The sequence below is a fragment of the Roseateles asaccharophilus genome, from assembly GCF_031458115.1.
Lineage (GTDB): Bacteria > Pseudomonadota > Gammaproteobacteria > Burkholderiales > Burkholderiaceae_C > Pelomonas > Pelomonas asaccharophilus_A.
In genome coordinates this window covers 700510-717565 of sequence record NZ_JAVDXV010000001.1, presented here as the reverse complement: position 1 = coordinate 717565, position 17056 = coordinate 700510, and the positions used below count along the sequence as shown (strand labels likewise).

Annotated in this window: 14 protein-coding genes; 4 read left to right on the top strand and 10 right to left on the bottom strand. The window is 67.9% G+C overall.

The annotated features are described in order from the left end of the window. Positions 1 to 45 precede the first annotated feature (45 nt). The 8 genes from J2X21_RS03225 to ppsA form a co-directional block, all read right to left on the bottom strand. Positions 46 to 735, bottom strand: coding sequence for a hypothetical protein (locus J2X21_RS03225; protein WP_310324770.1), 690 nt, complete (start codon positions 733 to 735; stop codon positions 46 to 48). 126 nt (positions 736 to 861) lie between these two features. After that, a complete protein-coding gene (gene dnaB, locus J2X21_RS03220; RefSeq protein WP_310324768.1) occupies positions 862 to 2286 on the bottom strand; it encodes a replicative DNA helicase in 1425 nt (474 codons plus the stop codon). Between the two features lie 154 nt (positions 2287 to 2440). Continuing rightward, positions 2441 to 2893 carry a 50S ribosomal protein L9 gene (rplI, locus tag J2X21_RS03215; RefSeq protein ID WP_310324766.1) on the bottom strand — a complete coding sequence of 151 codons (453 nt, stop codon included), beginning with the start codon at positions 2891 to 2893 and terminating at the stop codon, positions 2441 to 2443. A gap of 12 nt (positions 2894 to 2905) precedes the next feature. Beyond that, on the bottom strand, positions 2906 to 3196 hold the full coding sequence (gene rpsR / locus J2X21_RS03210) for a 30S ribosomal protein S18 (protein ID WP_310324763.1): 291 nt from the start codon (positions 3194 to 3196) through the stop codon (positions 2906 to 2908). Positions 3197 to 3224: 28 nt separating this feature from the next. Continuing rightward, positions 3225 to 3533 carry a primosomal replication protein N gene (gene priB, locus J2X21_RS03205; protein WP_310324761.1) on the bottom strand — a complete coding sequence of 103 codons (309 nt, stop codon included), beginning with the start codon at positions 3531 to 3533 and terminating at the stop codon, positions 3225 to 3227. Positions 3534 to 3582: 49 nt separating this feature from the next. Beyond that, the gene (rpsF, locus tag J2X21_RS03200) at positions 3583 to 3945 is read right to left on the bottom strand and encodes a 30S ribosomal protein S6 (protein WP_310324759.1); all 363 of its coding nucleotides are present in this window, start codon (positions 3943 to 3945) and stop codon (positions 3583 to 3585) included. A gap of 151 nt (positions 3946 to 4096) precedes the next feature. Further along, positions 4097 to 6157, bottom strand: a complete 2061-nt coding sequence (locus J2X21_RS03195) for a sodium:solute symporter family protein (RefSeq protein ID WP_310324757.1) — start codon at positions 6155 to 6157, stop codon at positions 4097 to 4099. A gap of 72 nt (positions 6158 to 6229) precedes the next feature. Continuing rightward, entirely contained in the window at positions 6230 to 8626 is a 2397-nt protein-coding gene (ppsA, locus tag J2X21_RS03190; RefSeq protein WP_310324755.1) for a phosphoenolpyruvate synthase, read from the bottom strand. Positions 8627 to 8838: 212 nt separating this feature from the next. Between ppsA and J2X21_RS03185 the strand changes: the two genes are divergently transcribed. The 3 genes from J2X21_RS03185 to J2X21_RS03175 are packed head-to-tail and all read left to right on the top strand — an operon-like array spanning position 8839 to position 11889. Next, the gene (locus J2X21_RS03185) at positions 8839 to 10137 is read left to right on the top strand and encodes an HD-GYP domain-containing protein (RefSeq protein ID WP_310324752.1); all 1299 of its coding nucleotides are present in this window, start codon (positions 8839 to 8841) and stop codon (positions 10135 to 10137) included. A gap of 46 nt (positions 10138 to 10183) precedes the next feature. Next, entirely contained in the window at positions 10184 to 11005 is an 822-nt protein-coding gene (gene ppsR / locus J2X21_RS03180; RefSeq protein WP_310324749.1) for a posphoenolpyruvate synthetase regulatory kinase/phosphorylase PpsR, read from the top strand. Then, positions 11005 to 11889 carry an EamA family transporter gene (locus J2X21_RS03175; RefSeq protein ID WP_310324745.1) on the top strand — a complete coding sequence of 295 codons (885 nt, stop codon included), beginning with the start codon at positions 11005 to 11007 and terminating at the stop codon, positions 11887 to 11889. The genes ppsR and J2X21_RS03175 overlap by 1 nt, the downstream gene beginning before the upstream one ends. On the opposite strand, the gene glgA is transcribed toward J2X21_RS03175, so the two are convergent. Further along, positions 11878 to 13338, bottom strand: coding sequence for a glycogen synthase GlgA (gene glgA, locus J2X21_RS03170; RefSeq protein WP_310324742.1), 1461 nt, complete (start codon positions 13336 to 13338; stop codon positions 11878 to 11880). The two genes, J2X21_RS03175 and glgA, sit on opposite strands and share 12 nt — an antisense overlap. Beyond that, on the bottom strand, positions 13335 to 14594 hold the full coding sequence (gene glgC / locus J2X21_RS03165) for a glucose-1-phosphate adenylyltransferase (protein ID WP_310324740.1): 1260 nt from the start codon (positions 14592 to 14594) through the stop codon (positions 13335 to 13337). Before glgC ends, glgA begins: the two co-directional genes overlap by 4 nt. A 350-nt stretch (positions 14595 to 14944) precedes the next feature. On the opposite strand from glgC, the gene J2X21_RS03160 reads away from it, so the two are divergent. Further along, complete coding sequence (locus J2X21_RS03160; RefSeq protein ID WP_310324737.1) at positions 14945 to 17035, top strand: TonB-dependent siderophore receptor; 2091 nt, start codon at positions 14945 to 14947, stop codon at positions 17033 to 17035. The last annotated feature ends 21 nt before the right edge of the window (positions 17036 to 17056 follow it).

The following is a 17056-nucleotide window of genomic DNA, read 5'->3' as shown; positions in this document are numbered from 1 at the left end:
TACAGTATTTGGCCGCGTTCCAAGCCGCGCCGCGGCCGTGTCGTCTCAATCCTTCAAGCCCTCGCGCCAGACCTTGGCCGCCGCCTCGAAGGGATCGCGGCCTTGCAGTACGCGGCCGTCCCGCACCAGCGCCAGCCAGGCCAGCGTGTCGTGATGGCTGCCCGGCAGCAGGTCGGCCGAGCGCTCGGCCACCAGCCACGCATGCAGCCGCCCGTACAGGCCGGGATGACGCTCCTTCACCCAGGCCAGGCCCACCAGGTCGCCATAGGCCTCCTCGCGGCGCGTGGAGCGCATGTACAGCCAGGCCTGCTGCAGGTCGGTCGACAGCCCGGCCGGCACCTGCGCGGCGACGAAGCCCGCCGGCAGGCTGAACCAGGCGCCGTCCAGATAGCGCCGGCAGTGGCCCACCTCGTGAGCGGCCATCAACTCCAGCGCGGCGGCCTGCAAATCAGCGGCGATGGCGTCGAGCTGGCGCTGGCCTAGCGGGTTGCCGCGCAGCGACAGCACCAGCTTGCAGCGGCCATCGACAAAACCCAGCGCCAGCGGCGCCGCACCGGGTGCATCCTGGGGTTGGACGACGATGTCCAGCGGCAACGCCAACTGTTGGCGCGCATGGCTGACGACGGGCCAGACGCCCTGCAGCCAGCGGTACTCCAGCGGGGTCAGCTCGGCCGCCGACGCGGGCCGCCAGAGCAGCATCAGGAGAACAATGAGGCTGGAGAAACGGTACGGCACGGCAGAACTTCCTTCGCTGCCCGATTCTTCGGGAGGGAAGGCTCTGCGCTTGATGCGCCTCGAAAGGCGGCCGTGAACTAAGGCGGCCAAACGCGGCCGAAGACGTAACGGCGGCCGCGCGCGGGCTCAGTACTCGTCGCGCTCCACGCCCACGTAGCCGGGCGCGAGGTTCTCGAACTTGGTGTGCATGCGTTGGAAGGCCAGCTTCACCGTGCCCACCGGGCCGTTACGCTGCTTTGCGATGATGATCTCGGCCACGCCCGGCTCCTTGCACTCGTCCTTGGTGTAGTACTCGTCCCGGTAGATGAACATGATGATGTCAGCATCCTGTTCGATGGCGCCGGACTCACGCAGGTCGGACATCATGGGACGCTTGTCGGGCCGCTGTTCCACCGAGCGGTTCAGCTGCGACAACGCGATGACGGGGCACTTCAGTTCCTTGGCCAGCGCCTTCAGGCCCCGCGAGATCTCGCCCAGCACGGTGGCGCGGTTCTCCTCACTGCCGCCGCCGTTGCCGGTCATCAGCTGCAGGTAGTCGATGACGATCAGGCCCAGCTGACCGCTGATGCGCGCTTGGCGCCGGGCGCGAGCGCGCACCTCGGACGGGCTCAGGCCGGGGCTCTCGTCGATGTAGATGGCGGCCTTGCCGAGCTTGTCGACGGCCTCGGACAGGCGGCCCCACTCGTCATCCCGGAGCTGGCCGGTGCGCAGGCGGCTCTGGTCGATGCGGCCGATGGAGCCCACCATACGCAGTGCCAGCTGCGCGGCGCCCATTTCCATCGAGTAGATGACGACCGGCAGGCCTTCGTCGATGGCCACGTTCTCGGCGATGTTGACCGCGAACGCCGTCTTGCCCATGGATGGGCGCGCGGCCAGCACGATGAGGTCACCGGGCTGCAGGCCGGCGGTCTGCTTGTCGAGGTCGTAGAAGCCGGTGCGCACGCCGGTGACGTCCTGGTGCCCGGCCTCCGCCAACTCGTTGACGCGGTCGATCAGCGCGACGACGAGGCGGTCCATGCTCTGGAAGCCCTGCTGGCTGCGCGAGCCTTCCTCGCCGATCTTGAAGATCTTGCCCTCGGCCTCGTCCAGGATCTGCGTGACGGCACGGCCCTGCGGATTCATCGCGGCGGTGGCGATCTCGTCGGACGTGGCGACCAGCTTGCGCAGGATGGCGCGCTCGCGGACGATCTCCGCATAACGCCGCAGATTGGCGGCACTGGGCACGCTCTGCGCGAGCGCGTTCAGGTAGGCCAGGCCACCGCATTCCTCGGCGCGGCCGACCGAGGTCAGCTCGTCGAAGACCGTGACCACGTCGGCCGGCTTGCCGGCATTGATGAGCTTGCCGACCGCCGCATACACCTGCTTGTGCTCGAAGCGGTAGAAGTCGCTTTCGATCAGCAGGTCGGCGGCCTTGTCCCAGGCCGAGTTGTCGATCAGCAGGCCGCCCAGCACGCTCTGCTCGGCCTCGACCGAATGCGGCGGCACGCGCAGGCGCGCCACTTCGTCGTCTTGCGGTGCGGCGGAGGAGGAAGCAGGAAAGATCGCGGACATGCCTGTGGACAAAGCTGTGGACGACACGGGCGCAACCGGTGGGTAGCGCGGGAAAACTCAGGCCAGAAAAACCGAAGGCCGAAACCCGGAGGGCATCGGCCTTCGTTCGATGTTGCGGCGACTGGCGTCACCGCACATCAGGGGAAGCGCGAGATTACTCGGCTTCGGCAACCACGTGGACGTTGATCTCGACGACCACGTCCGTGTGGGCAGCGACGTTCACGGGGAACTCGCCGACGGTCTTCAGCGGACCGCTGGGCAGGCGCACCTGAGCCTTGGCGACGGCAGTGCCGGCCTTGGTCAGCGCGTCAGCGATGTCGGCGTTGGTCACCGAGCCGAACAGGCGGCCGTCCACACCGGCCTTCTGGGCGATGCGGATGGTGGTGCCGGCCAGCTTCTCGCCCAGCTTCTGGGCTTCGGCGAGCTTCTCGGCGGCGATCTTTTCCAGTTCGGCGCGCTTGGCTTCGAATTCCTTGATCGCGGCTTCCGTGGCGCGGCGAGCGGCCTTGGTCGGGATCAGGAAGTTGCGGGCGTAGCCGTCCTTGACCTTGACGACATCGCCGAGGTTGCCGAGGTTGGCGACTTTTTCGAGCAGGATCACTTGCATGTCGTCAGCTCCTTAGACCTTGTGCTGGTCGCTGTACGGCAGCAGAGCCAGGAAACGAGCGCGCTTGATCGAGACGGTCAGCTGGCGCTGGAAGAAAGCACGCGTGCCGGTCAGGCGAGCGGGCGTGATCTTGCCGTTTTCGGCGATGAAATCGCGCAGCGTGTCGATGTCCTTGTAGTCGATCTTCTCGACGCCAGCGACGGTGAAACGGCAGAAACGCTTGCGGCGGAACAGCAGCGATTGTTGGTTGCGCTTGGGCTTCTTGTCCTTGGAGAAGCGACCTTTGCCACGAAGAGGGGGCATGTTGGACCTCTGTTAAATCTATCCGGATTCAAAAATTACCGGGCTCTGCAGCAACGGGTTCGATCAACGTGACATGGGCGACAAAGCCCCGGCCGTTGCGCTGGTGGGTCAGGAAGCCGCGGAAGACCGCGAGGCCACCGATTCCCAGCGCCTGCAACTGCTTGGCCACTTCGCCCACTGCAACCGCCTTGATCTCTAGGGAGATCTTGCGCGGCCTGCCGGCTTCGATGACTTCGGACTCGGCCTTGAGGCTTGCGTCCAGGGCCATCAGCCCGGCGGGTGTGTAGCGAACTTGTCCGAGTTGCTGGATCTGTGCCGACAGCAAAAGCTGGTTCACGCGTCGGCGGTTGCTGCTCTGAAACCTGGTGCTAGCGAATGAGCTGGCCTCAGGCCGCTTCTTGTTGCGGCGCCTTGCGGGCTTCTTCGCGCTCGACGGCCTTCATCATGACCGAGGGGGTCGTGATGGCCTTGTCTTGCACCACGGTCAGGTGGCGCAGCACGGCGTCGTTGAAGCGGAAGCCGGTCTCGAGCTCACCCAGGATTTCCTTGGTGGCTTCGATGTTCAGGCACAGGTAGTGGGCCTTGGCGAGCTTCTGGATCTGGTAGGCCAGCTGACGGCGACCCCAGTCTTCGACACGGTGCACGACACCACCACCGGCGGTGACGAGGCCCTTGTAACGCTCCAGCATGGCCGGAACCTGTTCGCTTTGATCCGGATGGATCAGCAGAACGATTTCGTAGTGACGCATAGGTACTCCTTGTGGATTCCAGCCCGGACGGGGATGCCCGGTCTGTGGAAGCCGCACCACGGCGTCTACACGCGGTACGGCAAGGGGGAACCAATGATTCTAGCCTGGACTGCCGGAATGACCAAATCCGCGGGCCGTGTGGCCGGCAGCGTCAGGGGGCCGGGCGGCCGCGCAGCGCGTCGACAAGCTCACGAGCCCGCGGGCCGGGGGCCGCGGTCATCAGGCTGACGACCGCCAGCGCCAGCACGCCGGCCGGTACGCCGAACAGGCCCGCCGACGCCGGCTGAATGCCCCAGATCAGCGTCACCGGCCCTGGCAACCCCACCATGGCGCGCAGGCCCGGGTGGGCGATCAGCAGATAGACCACGCAGACCGCCAGCCCCGTCAGCATGCCGGCCAGCGCACCGGCACGGTTGGCACGGCGCCAGAACACGCCGGCCACCAGCGCGGGGAAAAAGGTCGATCCGGCAATGGAGAACGCTGCTGTCACGACGGCCAGGATGTCTGCCGGCCGGCTGGAGGCCACCGCCGCTGCCGCCAGCGCCGCGGCCAGCAGCAAGGCCTTGGACAGCGTGACGCGCCGCGTGCGCGAGGCCTCGGGGTTCAGCGTCTTGTAGTACAGGTCGTGCGACAGCGCGCTGGAGATGGCCAGCAGCAGGCCGTCGGCCGTGGACAAGGCCGCTGCCAGCCCGCCGGCGGCGACCATGCCGGAGATGACATAGGGCAGCCCGCCCAGCTCGGGCATGACCAGCATGACCAGGTCGGGGTGCAGGCGCAGCTCGCCCAGCTGCAGCAGCCCGTCGCCGTTCAGGTCCACGGCGGACAGCAGCGCCGGGTCCACGCGCTGCCACTGGCGTATCCAGGCCGGTAGCTGGTCGAACGATGTACCCACCAGGCCGTTGAACACCTCGGTCTTCACCATCACGGCCAGCGCGGGTGCGGTCAGGTACAGCAGGCAGATGAACACAAGCGACCACGCCACCGACTGCCGCGCCGTCGCGACCGAAGCCGTCGTGTAGTAGCGCGTCAGCAGGTGCGGCAGGCCGGCGGTGCCCACCATCAGGCACAGCACCAGCGCAATGAAGTTGCGGCGCGACTCGCTGGCTTGCGCCTGCTCGGCCGGGCTGCCGTCCGGGTTCCCGGCAAAGGGCTGGGTATGCGGCACGAGTCCGGACAGAGGGCGCGCCAACTGCGCCTCGGTCGCCTGCTCGCGACGCCAGCGCTCCTCCGCTTCGGCAGCCGTGCGCGGCAGCGCGGCCCGCTGCTTCTCGGCCCCTTGGATCTGCGCCAGCGGTGCGTCCTGGGCCTTCAGCGCCGCCACGTGCGCGGCCGCCTTCGCCTGCTCGTCGGCCAGCGCCTTGGGCACATCAGCCAGCCGCTCGCCCGTGGCATCGGCGCGCTGCTGGTGGATGGCGCGCACCTGAAGCTCGGCCGGGTCGTGCATCAGCTCGCGCTCACGCTCGGCCAGCTGGTGCAGCTGCTGACCGTAGACCAGCTGCGGCAGCGGCCAGCCGGTCTGCTTCACGCTGAGCCAGATCACCGGCACCAGGTAGGCCAGGATCATGATCAGGTACTGCGCCACCTGCGTCCACGTGACGGCGCGCATGCCGCCGAGGAAGGAGCAGACCAGCACGCCGCCCAGGCCGACGAACACGCCCACCTCGAAACCCAGGCCGGTCAGCCGCGTGGTGATCAGCCCCACGCCGTAGATCTGCGCGACGAGGTAGACGAAGGACACGAGGATGGCCGCGCTCGCGCCGACCAGGCGCAGCGTGCGGCTCTCGTAGCGTTCGGCCAAAAAGTCGCCGATGGTGAACTGGCCGAAGCGTCGCAGATAAGGCGCGATGCACAGCGCCACCAGCACGAAGCCGCCGGTCCAGCCCAGCACATAGGCCAGGCCCGCATAGCCGCTCGCGTACAGCGTGCCCACCAGGCCGATGAAGGTGGCCGCGCTCATCCAGTCGGCGCCTGCGGCCATGCCGTTGTACAGAGGCGGCACGCGGCGGCCGGCGACGAAATATTCGGCCGGGTCGGTCGCTCGGCACAGGATGCCGATGACCGCGTAGACCGCCACCGTTGCGCCCAGGAAGGTGTAGCCGATCCAGGCCTTGGGCATGCCGCGGCTCTCCGCCAGCCCCAGGCCCACGACGAGCGCTATGAAGCTCAGCGCGAACAGCAGGTAGCGGCGGTGGAGATGGCGGTGGGTGGACACGGCCGCGATGATGGCCGCAAAAAAGCCCGGGTTCCCTTACGGAGAACCCGGGTCGGTCGCAAGACGCGAGGTTTACTTGGCGGCCAGGCGCTGCCAGGTGTCGATGACGGTGTCGGGGTTCAGCGAGATGGACACGATGCCCTCCTCGGCCAGCCACTCGGCGAAGTCCGGGTGGTCGCTGGGGCCCTGGCCGCAGATGCCGATGTACTTGCCGGTGGCGCGGCAGGCGCGGATGGCGCGCGAGATCATGGCCTTCACGGCCGGATCACGTTCATCGAAGTCGCCGGCCAGCTGCTCCAGGCCGGAGTCGCGGTCCAGGCCGAGTGTGAGCTGCGTCAGGTCGTTGGAGCCGATGGACATGCCGTCGAAATGCTCCAGGAACTGCTCGGCCAGGATGGCGTTGCTGGGCACCTCGCACATCATGATGAGGCGCAGGCCATCGACGCCGCGCTTCAGGCCCTTGTCGGCCAACATGCTGACGACCTTCTCCGCCTGCTTCACCGTGCGCACGAAGGGCACCATGATCTCGACGTTGTCCAGGCCCATGTCCTTGCGCACGCGCTTCAGCGCCTCGCACTCCATCGCGAACGCGTCCTGGAACTCGCCGCTGATGTAGCGCGATGCGCCGCGGAAGCCCAGCATCGGGTTCTCCTCGTCCGGCTCGTAGCGCGTGCCGCCGATGAGTTTGCGGTACTCGTTGGACTTGAAGTCCGACAGGCGAACGATGACCGGGCGCGGGAAGAACGCGGCCGCGATGGTCGCGATGCCTTCGGCCAGCTTGTCCACGTAGAACGCGCGCGGCGACGCGTGGCCGCGGGCCACGGACTCGACGGCTTTCTTCAGGTCGGCATCGATGTTCGGATAGTCCAGGATGGCCTTGGGGTGGACGCCGATGTTGTTGTTGATGATGAATTCCAGCCGGGCCAGGCCCACGCCGCCGGAAGGCATCTGCGCGAAGTTGAAGGCCAGTTGCGGGTTGCCCACGTTCATCATGATCTTGATGGGACAGTAGGGCAGCTCGCCGCGGTGCACCTCGCTGATCTCGGTTTCCAGCAGGCCGTCGTAGATGTAGCCGGTGTCGCCCTCGGAGCACGCCACGGTGACCAGTTGGCCGTCCTTCAGCACATCGGTCGCATCGCCGCAGCCCACCACGGCCGGAATGCCCAGCTCGCGCGCAATGATGGCCGCATGGCAGGTGCGGCCGCCGCGGTTGGTGACGATGGCGCTGGCGCGCTTCATGACCGGCTCCCAGTTCGGGTCGGTCATGTCGGTGACCAGCACGTCGCCCGGCTGCACACGTTCCATCTCGGCAACGCTCTCGACGAGCCGTACCGGGCCGGTGCCGATCTTCTGGCCGATGGCGCGGCCTTCGGCCAGCACGGCGCTGTGGGCCTTGAGCTTGTAGTGGTGCTCGACCTGGCCGGCTTGCTGGCTCTTCACCGTCTCGGGGCGAGCCTGCAGGATGTAGATCTTGCCGTCCACGCCGTCACGGCCCCACTCGATGTCCATCGCGCGGCCGTAGTGCTTCTCGATGATGAGCGCGTACTGGGCCAGCTCGGTGACCTCGGCGTCGTTCAGCGAGTAGCGGTTGCGCGACTCGGGCGCGGTGTCCACGGTCTTGACCAGCTTGCCGCTGGCGGCCTTCTCTTCAGGCGTCGCGAACTCCATGCGCAGCAGCTTGGAGCCCAGGTTGCGGCGGATGATGGCCAGCTTGCCTGCCTTCAGCGCGGGCTTGTGGACGTAGAACTCGTCCGGGTTCACGGCGCCCTGCACCACCGTCTCGCCCAGGCCGTAGCTGGACGTGATGAAGACGACTTCCTGGAAGCCGCTTTCGGTGTCGATCGTGAACATCACGCCGGCCGAGCCGAGGTCGGAGCGCACCATGCGCTGCACGCCGGCCGACAGCGCCACGTCACCGTGGGCGAAGCCCTTGTGCACGCGGTAGCTGATGGCGCGGTCGTTGTACAGCGACGCGAACACCTCGCGCATCTTGTGCAGCACCTCGTCGATGCCGACGACGTTCAGGAAGGTTTCCTGCTGACCGGCGAAGGACGCGTCGGGCAGGTCTTCGGCCGTGGCGGAAGAGCGCACGGCGAAGGACACGCCGGGGTTGTCGGCGGTCAGCTGCGCAAACGACGCGCGCACCGCAGCCTCCAGATCGGCCGGGAACGGCTGATGCTCGATCCAGCCGCGGATCTCGGCGCCGGCCTCGGCCAGCGCGCGGACGTCGTCGGTGTTGAGCGTGGCCAGCCGCGCCGCGATGCGCGCGTCCAGGCCCTCGTGCTTGAGGAACTGCCGGAAGGCATGCGCCGTGGTGGCGAAGCCTCCGGGGACACGCACGCCGCTGGCGGCGAGCTGCGAGATCATTTCGCCGAGGCTGGCGTTCTTGCCGCCAACAGACTCGACGTCGGTCATCCTCAGGTTCTCAAACGGTACGACCAGGGCGGTCGCCTCGAACAGGGTGGACATGGAAAAACTCCGGGAGGTTGAAAAACCGGTGTCTTCGCGTCGTCCACGCCCGGTGCCGAGCCCGGGGGCTCAAGGCAGGCGCGGCTCCATCCATTTCTGGATTCTTCTGGGAGGAAGGAGGCGCGCATGAGGGCGGTTCGCGAGGAAATTGGGGCGGATTCTAGGCGGTTCGTACCCGCGCGTAACCGCCGCCGGCTGTGCACAATGCCCGCGTGACGACCGAAACCGCCGCCGCCGAAGTCAACCCCCACTATCTGGACCATGTCGTCCAGGTGTCCGAATCCCGCCCGGTCGAGGCCACCGAAGACATCCTGAGCCAGAACGGCATCAAGCTGCTGGCCAAGGGCGCGCAGATCAATGCCAAGGTGCGCGAGCGGCTGCTGATGCACAAGCTCAGCAAGCCGCTGGAGGACTGCATCCAGGTCACCGCCGGCGTCATGCCCGAGAGCTTCGGCCCGCTGGGCGAAGACCTGCTGGCGCAGCACCCGCTGCTGAAGGCCTTGTGCGCCCACGACCTCTACCCCGGCGCGCCCACCACGCTGGCGACGCTGAAGCTCAGCGGGCCGGTGCAGTCGCTGCTGACCGTCTATGCCGAGTACCAGGGCGACCGGCTGAAGCACACGGTGGGCGTGGCCATGCTGGCGCTGGCGCTGGCGCGTCGCCTGCTGCCCGGCGAGACCGAGACGCACCGCATGCTGGCATTGGCGGGCCTGCTGCATGACGTGGGCGAGCTCTACATCGACCCGCAGTACCTGCGCCCCGGCACGCCGCTGGGCCCGGCCGAGTGGCGGCACGTGGCCTCGCACCCGCTGGTGGGTGAGCGCGTGCTGCGCGGCATGCCTGGTGCGGGCAAGGAGGTGGCGGCCGCGGTGCTGCACCACCATGAACGGCTGGACGGCTTCGGCTACCCGCGCGGCGTCAGCGGCAAGGCCGTGCCCATTGCCGGCCAGATCCTCGCCGCCGCCGAGTGGCTGATGGCCTTCATCGAGAGCGGCACGACGGCGCTGGCGCGCGCCAGCGTGTCGACCAAGCTCATCCCCGGCGAGTTCAGCCGCGAATTGACCGAGGCCATCACGACCGCAGCGACCGGCCTGCCGCAGATCACACCGCGCATGGAGCCAGACGCCATCGAGGAAGCGCTGCCCCGCGTGGTCGCCATCGCCGCCGCGCTGCAGCGCTTTCGCGAAGCACGCCCCTGGATGGAGGAGCGCATGGCCGCGGCCCGCCCGGCGCTGCGTGCGGTGCTGGACGCCGGCTTGCAGCGCCTGCTGCGCATCCAGACCGCTTTTTCCAGCACCGGGCTGGATGCCCACCGTCCGGATGAACTGGCGGCCGTGCTGTCGGAACAACGCGACGCCGAACTGCAGGCCGAACTGCTGAGCGTCGTTGGCGAACTGGAATGGCGGCTGCGCGAACTGGAGCGCGAGTCGCTGCTGCGCGCGGGCCTGCTGCCCGAGGCGGAGCAGACCGTCATGCAGGAGTTGATAGGCCGTCTCCGGGGCACGGGCTGAGCGGCTGGCTATCATGGCCTCGCCCTGAACTTCGCGAGCTGTCCCCATGATCGCCAGAACCGTTTACTTCGTCTCGGACGGCACCGGCATCACGGCGGAGACCTTCGGCAACTCCATCCTGGCGCAGTTCTCCATCAAGGCCCGCCATGTGCGCCGGCCTTTCATCGACACGGCCGACAAGGCGCAGGCCGTCGTGGCCGAGATCAATGAAGCGGCCATCCGCGAGGGCCAGCGCCCCATCGTGTTCGCGACGCTGGTGGATCGCGACGTGCTGAAGATCGTCCGCGAGCACTGCCAGGGCCGCGTGATGGACATGTTCGGCACCTTCATCGAGCCGCTGGAAGACGAGTTCGGCATCAAGAGCAACCACCGCGTGGGCCGCTTCTCCGACGTGGCGCAGAGCCAGGAGTACCACGACCGCATCGAGGCCATCAACTTTTCGCTGGCGCACGACGACGGCCAGTCGGCCAAGAACCTGGACGTGGCCGACGTGATCCTCGTGGGCGTGTCGCGCTCGGGCAAGACGCCCACGTCGCTGTATCTCGCCATGCAGCACGGCATCAAGGCCGCCAACTACCCGCTGATCCCCGAAGACTTCGAGCGCCGCAAGCTGCCCGCGCCGCTGCTGCCGCACAAGCGCAAGTGCTTTGGCCTGACCATCGACCCCGAGCGCCTCAGCAGCATCCGCAATGAGCGCCGCCCCGGCAGCAAATACGCCGACACGCTGAACTGCCGCTACGAGGTCAACGAGGCCGAGGCCATGATGAAGCGCGAGGGCATCTCGTGGCTGTCGTCCACGCACAAGAGCATCGAAGAGATCGCGACGACCATCCTGCGAGACATCCGGCCGGACCGGCTCGTGTACTGATGCCGGCCCACGCGCTCGCCCTCGTCCTCACCGCCGCCCTCCTCCACGCCCTCTGGAACCTCGCCGCCAAGCGCTGGGGCGGCGGGCCGCATTTCGTGCTGACCTGCGCGGTGGGTGTCGTCATCGTCTGGCTGCCGGCCGTGCTGTGGATAGGCCTGGGCGAGGTGCCCGGCTGGACGCTGCTGAACTGGGCCTTCATCGCCGCCAGCGCCGTCGTGCACCTGCTGTACTTCAACTGCCTGATCGCCGGCTACCGCGCCAGCGACCTGACCGTCGTCTACCCCGTCGCGCGCGGCAGCGGGCCGCTGCTGTCCGCACTGGCCGCCGTGGTGCTGCTGGGCGAGCACCTGGGCGTGTTCGGCGCGCTGGGGTTGGCAGGCGTGGTCGGCGGCATCCTCGTCATCACCATGGGGCCACGCCTCATCGGCCGCGGTGTCGCGCACGACGCCGAATCGGCGCGGCGCCGCCGCCATGGCATCTACTGGGGCGCGGCCACCGGCGCGCTGATCGCCGGCTACACGGTGCTGGACGGCTACGCGGTCAAGGTGCTGGCGATGTCGCCGCTGCTGCTGGACTACTTCGGCAACGTGCTGAGAGTGGCGATGCAGCTGCCGGTCACGCTGCGCCAGACGCATACGTTCTGGCCGGAGGTGCAGCGCAGTTGGAAGGGCATCCTGGCCGTCGCCGTGCTGGGGCCGGCCGCCTATGTGCTGGTGCTGCTGGCCGTGAAGGAGGCGCCGCTGTCGCGCGTGGCACCGGCGCGCGAGGTGTCGATGCTGATCGCGGCGCTGCTGGGTGGGCAGTTGCTGGGCGAAGGCGAAAAAGGTTGGCGCATTGCGGGCGCCGCGCTGATCGGAGCGGGCGTCGTCGCGCTAGCGCTGTAGCACGTCCTCGTAGATCTCGACATAGCGCGTCGCCGCGGCATCCCAGCCAAACCGCTGCCGCATCCCCGCCTCCCGCACGCGCGTCCAGTACTCCGGCCGGCTCCACAACGCGAACGCGCGGCGCAGTGCGCGGTGGTAGGCGTCGGCGGTGAAGGCGTTGAAGACAAAGCCCGTCGCCGTACTGGCGGCCAGGTCTTCCAGCGTCGTGTCGACGACCGTGTCGGCCAGGCCGCCCACGCGGTGCACCAGCGGCAGCGCGCCGTAGCTGAGCGCGTAGAGCTGCGTCAGACCGCAGGGTTCGAAGCGGCTGGGCACCAGCACGACGTCGCTGCCGGCATAGATGCGGTGGGCCAGGCCCTCGTCCATGCCGGTGCGGCGGGCAATCTGGCCCGGGTGCTTGGCGGCGGCATCGGCAAACGCAGCCTCCAGCCGCGCATCGCCGCTGCCCAGGATCACGAGTTGGCCACCTGCGGTTATGAGGTCGCCCAGCGCCTCCAGCACCAGCGGCAGGCCCTTCTGCTCGGTGAGCCGGCTGACGATGCCGAACAGCGGTGCATCGGCCTTCACATCCAGCCCGCATTCGCGCTGCAGCGCGGCCTTGCAGTCGGCCTTGCCGCCGGGGCGATCAACGTCGTAGGGCTGCGCGATGCTGCGGTCGCGCGCGGGCGACCAGACCGTGTAGTCGACGCCGTTCAGGATGCCGTGCAACGCGGCGGCGCGATGGCGCAGCAGGCCATCGAGACCACAGCCCTGCTCGGGTGTCTGGATCTCGCGGGCATACGTCGGGCTGACGGTCGTGATCGCGTCGGCGAAATGCAGGCCGGCCTTCATGAAGCTGACCTGGCCGTAGAACTCGACGCCTTCCACCGCGTAGTACGCCGACGGCAGGCCCAGGTCGCAGAAGTGGTCGGCCGGGAACAGGCCCTGGTAGGCCAGGTTGTGCACCGTGAAGACCGTGCGCGCCTGCGTGCGGCGGCGCGCGCGGCTGGCGGCGATGTGCGCGCAGGCCAGGCCGGAATGCCAGTCGTGGGCATGCACGATGTCGGGCTTCCAGCTGCCATCCACGCCTTCGGCCAGCCGCGCCGCGGCCAAGCCCAGCAGCGTGAAGCGACGGTGGTTGTCGGCATAGGCCACGCCAGCGGCGTCGCCGTACGGATTGCCGGGGCGGTCGAACAGGCCCGGCGCATCCAGCACGTAGACCACGGCGTCAAAGCCCGGCAGTCGCCCACGCAGCAGCGCTGCCCGGCCCTCGCTCCACGGCAACGCAACGGGCGCGACGGCGCATTCCTGCGTCAGCGATTCACGGATGGCCGGGAAGCCCGGCACCAGCAGCCGCGGCTCGGCGCCTGCAGCAGCCAGCGCAGCGGGCAGCGCGCCGGCCACGTCGGCCAGGCCGCCGGTCTTCAGCAGCGGGAACAGCTCCGCGCTGACCTGCAGAACATGCGTCACAGTTTCGCCAGCATCTGCTTGGTGATCAGCACGACGCCGTTCTCGGTGCGCTCGAAGCGGGCCGCGTCCAGCTTGGCGTCCTCGCCGACGACCAGGCCGTCGGGGATGACGCAGGCACGGTCGATGATGACCTTGGTCAGCCGGCAATGCCGCCCCACCTCCACACCGGGCAGCAGCACGCTCTGGTGGATGTTGCAGAACGAGCGGATGCGCACGTTGTTGAACAGCACGGACTGCACGACATGCGAGCCCGACACGATACAGCCCGCGCTGACGATGGTGTTGACCGTCATGCCGTGCATGCCGTTGTGATCGGGGATGAACTTGGCCGGCGGCAGCTGGCGCTGGTAGGTCCAGATCGGCCAGTCGGTGTCGTAGATGTCCAGCTCGGGGCTGATGGAGGCCAGGTCCAGGTTGGCGGCCCAGAACGCGTCCAGCGTGCCCACGTCGCGCCAGTACGGCGGCGCGCCGTTGGGGTTGTGGATGCAGCTCATGCCGAAGGGGTGCGCCACGGCGCGCTTTTCTGCGACAACCTTGGGGATCACGTCCTTGCCGAAGTCGTGGCTGGAGCCGGGATCGGCTAGGTCCTCGGCCAGCAGGCGGTAGAGGTAGTCGGCGTTGAAGATGTAGATGCCCATGCTCGCCAGGCACACAGTGTCGCTGCCGGGCATGCAGGGCGGGTCGGCGGGCTTCTCCTGGAAGGCGGTGATCTGGCGCTCGCCATCCACGGCCATCACGCCGAAGGCACTGGCCTCGACCTTGGGCACCTCGATGCAGCCCACGGTGCAACCGGCGCCGGTGGTCACGTGGTCCACCAGCATGCTGGAGTAGTCCATCTTGTAGACATGGTCGCCGGCCAGCACGACGATGTACTCGGCCTGGGTGCTCTGGATGATGTCCAGGTTTTGGTAGACGGCGTCGGCCGTGCCGCGGTACCAGCTCTCCTCGTCCACGCGCTGCTGGGCGGGCATCAGGTCCACGGTCTCGTTCAGTTCGGCGCGCAGGAAGCTCCAGCCGCGCTGGATGTGGCGCAACAGCGAATGACTCTTGTACTGCGTGACGACGCCGATGCGGCGGATGCCGCTGTTGACGCAGTTGCTCAGCGCGAAATCGATGATGCGGAACTTGCCGCCGAAGTAGACGGCCGGCTTGGCGCGCGAGTCGGTGAGCTGCTTCAGGCGGGAGCCGCGGCCACCGGCCAGCACGAGGGCGATGGCGCGGCGGGACAGCTGGTGCGGCGAGGGTGCGGTGGCCATGGGATGTCTTGGTTGGTTTCGCCCCAGTCTGGGCGGGTGCTGCGCCGGCCACCAGCGGGGGTTCCCGCAAGTGTGTGGCCGACACCCCGCACCGTAGCAAGTGCCAGGCCGCCACGCCCCGAGGCGGTGCGCGAGAGCTTCTTCAGCCGGCAATGCACGCCACCGACGCGGCGAAGCCGGAAAGTCCAACGTTGTCGGCCCGGCGCCACGGATGGGGTGAAACAGGCATTCGCGGAAACAAATGCAAATCGTTCGCATTTAGAATTCCGCTCGTAAACCCTTTGTCCCAGCGTTCTGACGGTTCACAGACCCCACACGGGCATCGCCGCCAGGCGCCCTCCAGCAGCCTCATGAAAAACAACCTCACCCTGACGGCCATCGCCGTCGCAGCCGCTTGCGCCACGTTGGGCGACGCGCAGGCACAAGCCGCCACCCAGAACCTCGAGTCCGTCGTCGTGACCGGCAAGCGCGCCAACCGCGTGTCCAAGGGCGCGACCGGCCTGCCGATGGAGCTGAAGGAAACGCCGCAGACCATCAGCACGCTGGACAAGGAAGACCTGGCCAACTTCGGCCTGTCCGGCAGCAACGAGGCGCTGGGCCTGGCCACCGGCATCAACGTCGAGCAGTACGAGACCAACCGCGCAACCTTCAATGCGCGCGGCTTCGAGATCCAGCTGACGCAGCTGGACGGCCTGGGCATGACCAATTCCTGGGGCACCGTGGTGGGCCGCGAGGACACCTTCCTGTTCGACAAGATCGAGCTGATCCGCGGCGCCAACGGCCTGCTGACCGGCGTGGGCAACTCGTCCGGCACCATCAACTACGTGCGCAAGCGCCCCACCAACCAGGACGGCGGCGAGGCGCAGCTGACCTTCGGCTCGTGGAACAAGAAGCGCGCGGCGCTGGACTACAACAAGGTGCTGAGCGCCGACGGCTCGTCGGCCGCCCGCCTGGTCGTCGCACACGAGGACAAGGACTCCTACCTGCGTGACCTGAAGGACGAGCGCACCACGGTCTACGGCGTCATCGACGGCCAGATCGGCGACAACGGCGTGCTGACGGCCGGCCTGACCGTCATCAGCGCCAAGCAGGATTCGCCCATGTGGGGTTCGCTGACGCTGCTGCGCACCGACGGCACGCAGGCCGACCTGCCCGTGGGCACGTCCACGTCGCAGAAGTGGACCTTCTGGGACACCAACACCTACGTCGGCTTCCTCGAGTACACGCACCGCCTGGGCGCGGACTGGGAAGCCAAGGTGACCTACAACCGCCGCGAGGGCGACGAGGCCACCCAGCTGTTCTACGCCTACTCGCCAACGACCGGCATGCTGAACCCGGACAACACCGGCCTGTCCGGCTGGCCCTACCGCAGCCTGGGCAGCACCGAGAACACGGTGATCGACGCGAACATCAGCGGCCAGTTCTCCGCGTTCGGCCGCAAGCACAAGCTGCTGGTAGGCTGGAACCGCTCAAACGAGGAGACGCGCACCGACTCCTTCGCCGCATTGACCAACGCCTTCCTGCCGCTGCCCGCCCTGCCCTACAACGGCGACAGCTCGCCGGAACCGACCTGGGGCGCACGCACCCTCGCCAGCGCCGGCGAGCAGACCTTGACCCGCTTCTACGCGGCCTCGCAGCTGTCGCTGACCGACTCGCTGAAGTCCGTCGTCGGCGTGAACGCGGTGCGCCTGGTGCGCGGCGGCGGCTCGCGCTACGGCGCCGGCGGCCAGCTGCTGGACCCCAAGACCGAGGAAGTCAGCCCCTATCTGGGCTTCACTTACGACATCACGCCCGACCTGCTGGGCTATGTGTCGTACTCGGACATCTTCGCGGCCCAGGAGCAGTCCGACATCAACGGCAACCTGCTGGCGCCGGTGAAGGGCGTCAACACCGAGGTGGGCATCAAGGCCGAGTGGCTGGACAAGCAGCTGCTGACCACGCTGGCGGTGTTCACCGCCAAGCAGCAGGGCCTGGCCACCTACGCCGGCACGCGCCCGGAGGACCAAACCTCCTACTACGAGCCCAAGGACGTGAACTCGGAAGGCGTCGAGATCGAGGCCAGCGGCCGCATTGCCAAGGACACGCGCGTCACGCTGGGCTACACCCACCTGAAGCTGACCGGCCCGGACGGCAAGGACATCTACGAATGGGTGCCGCGCAACACGGTGAACTTCCGCGTCGACAGCCGTCTGCCCATGCTGCCCGCGCTGAAGCTGGGCGTGGCCGGCCGCTGGCAGTCGGACGTCTACAAGGTCGGCAGCGTCAAGCAGCCCGCCTATGTGAAGCTGAACGCGTTCGCCGCCTATGACGTGAACGACCGCACCACGCTGCGCCTGAACGTCGACAACCTGACCGACAAGAAGGCCATCGGCGGCATCGCCTACGGCGCGATCTACATCCCGCCGCGCAGCGTCGGCGTGACGCTGGCCTACAAGCTGTAAGCGCCCCCAGGGCCTGGCGGC

Coding starts and splice junctions, on each gene's coding strand:
- J2X21_RS03160 (WP_310324737.1), top strand. CDS start 14,945: ATGAAAAACAACCTCACCCTGACGGCCATCGCCGTCGCAGCCGCTTGC.
- J2X21_RS03175 (WP_310324745.1), top strand. CDS start 11,005: ATGCCGGCCCACGCGCTCGCCCTCGTCCTCACCGCCGCCCTCCTCCAC.
- ppsR (WP_310324749.1), top strand. CDS start 10,184: ATGATCGCCAGAACCGTTTACTTCGTCTCGGACGGCACCGGCATCACG.
- glgC (WP_310324740.1), bottom strand. CDS start 14,594: ATGGCCACCGCACCCTCGCCGCACCAGCTGTCCCGCCGCGCCATCGCC.
- dnaB (WP_310324768.1), bottom strand. CDS start 2,286: ATGTCCGCGATCTTTCCTGCTTCCTCCTCCGCCGCACCGCAAGACGAC.
- rpsR (WP_310324763.1), bottom strand. CDS start 3,196: ATGCCCCCTCTTCGTGGCAAAGGTCGCTTCTCCAAGGACAAGAAGCCC.
- ppsA (WP_310324755.1), bottom strand. CDS start 8,626: ATGTCCACCCTGTTCGAGGCGACCGCCCTGGTCGTACCGTTTGAGAAC.
- rplI (WP_310324766.1), bottom strand. CDS start 2,893: ATGCAAGTGATCCTGCTCGAAAAAGTCGCCAACCTCGGCAACCTCGGC.
- rpsF (WP_310324759.1), bottom strand. CDS start 3,945: ATGCGTCACTACGAAATCGTTCTGCTGATCCATCCGGATCAAAGCGAA.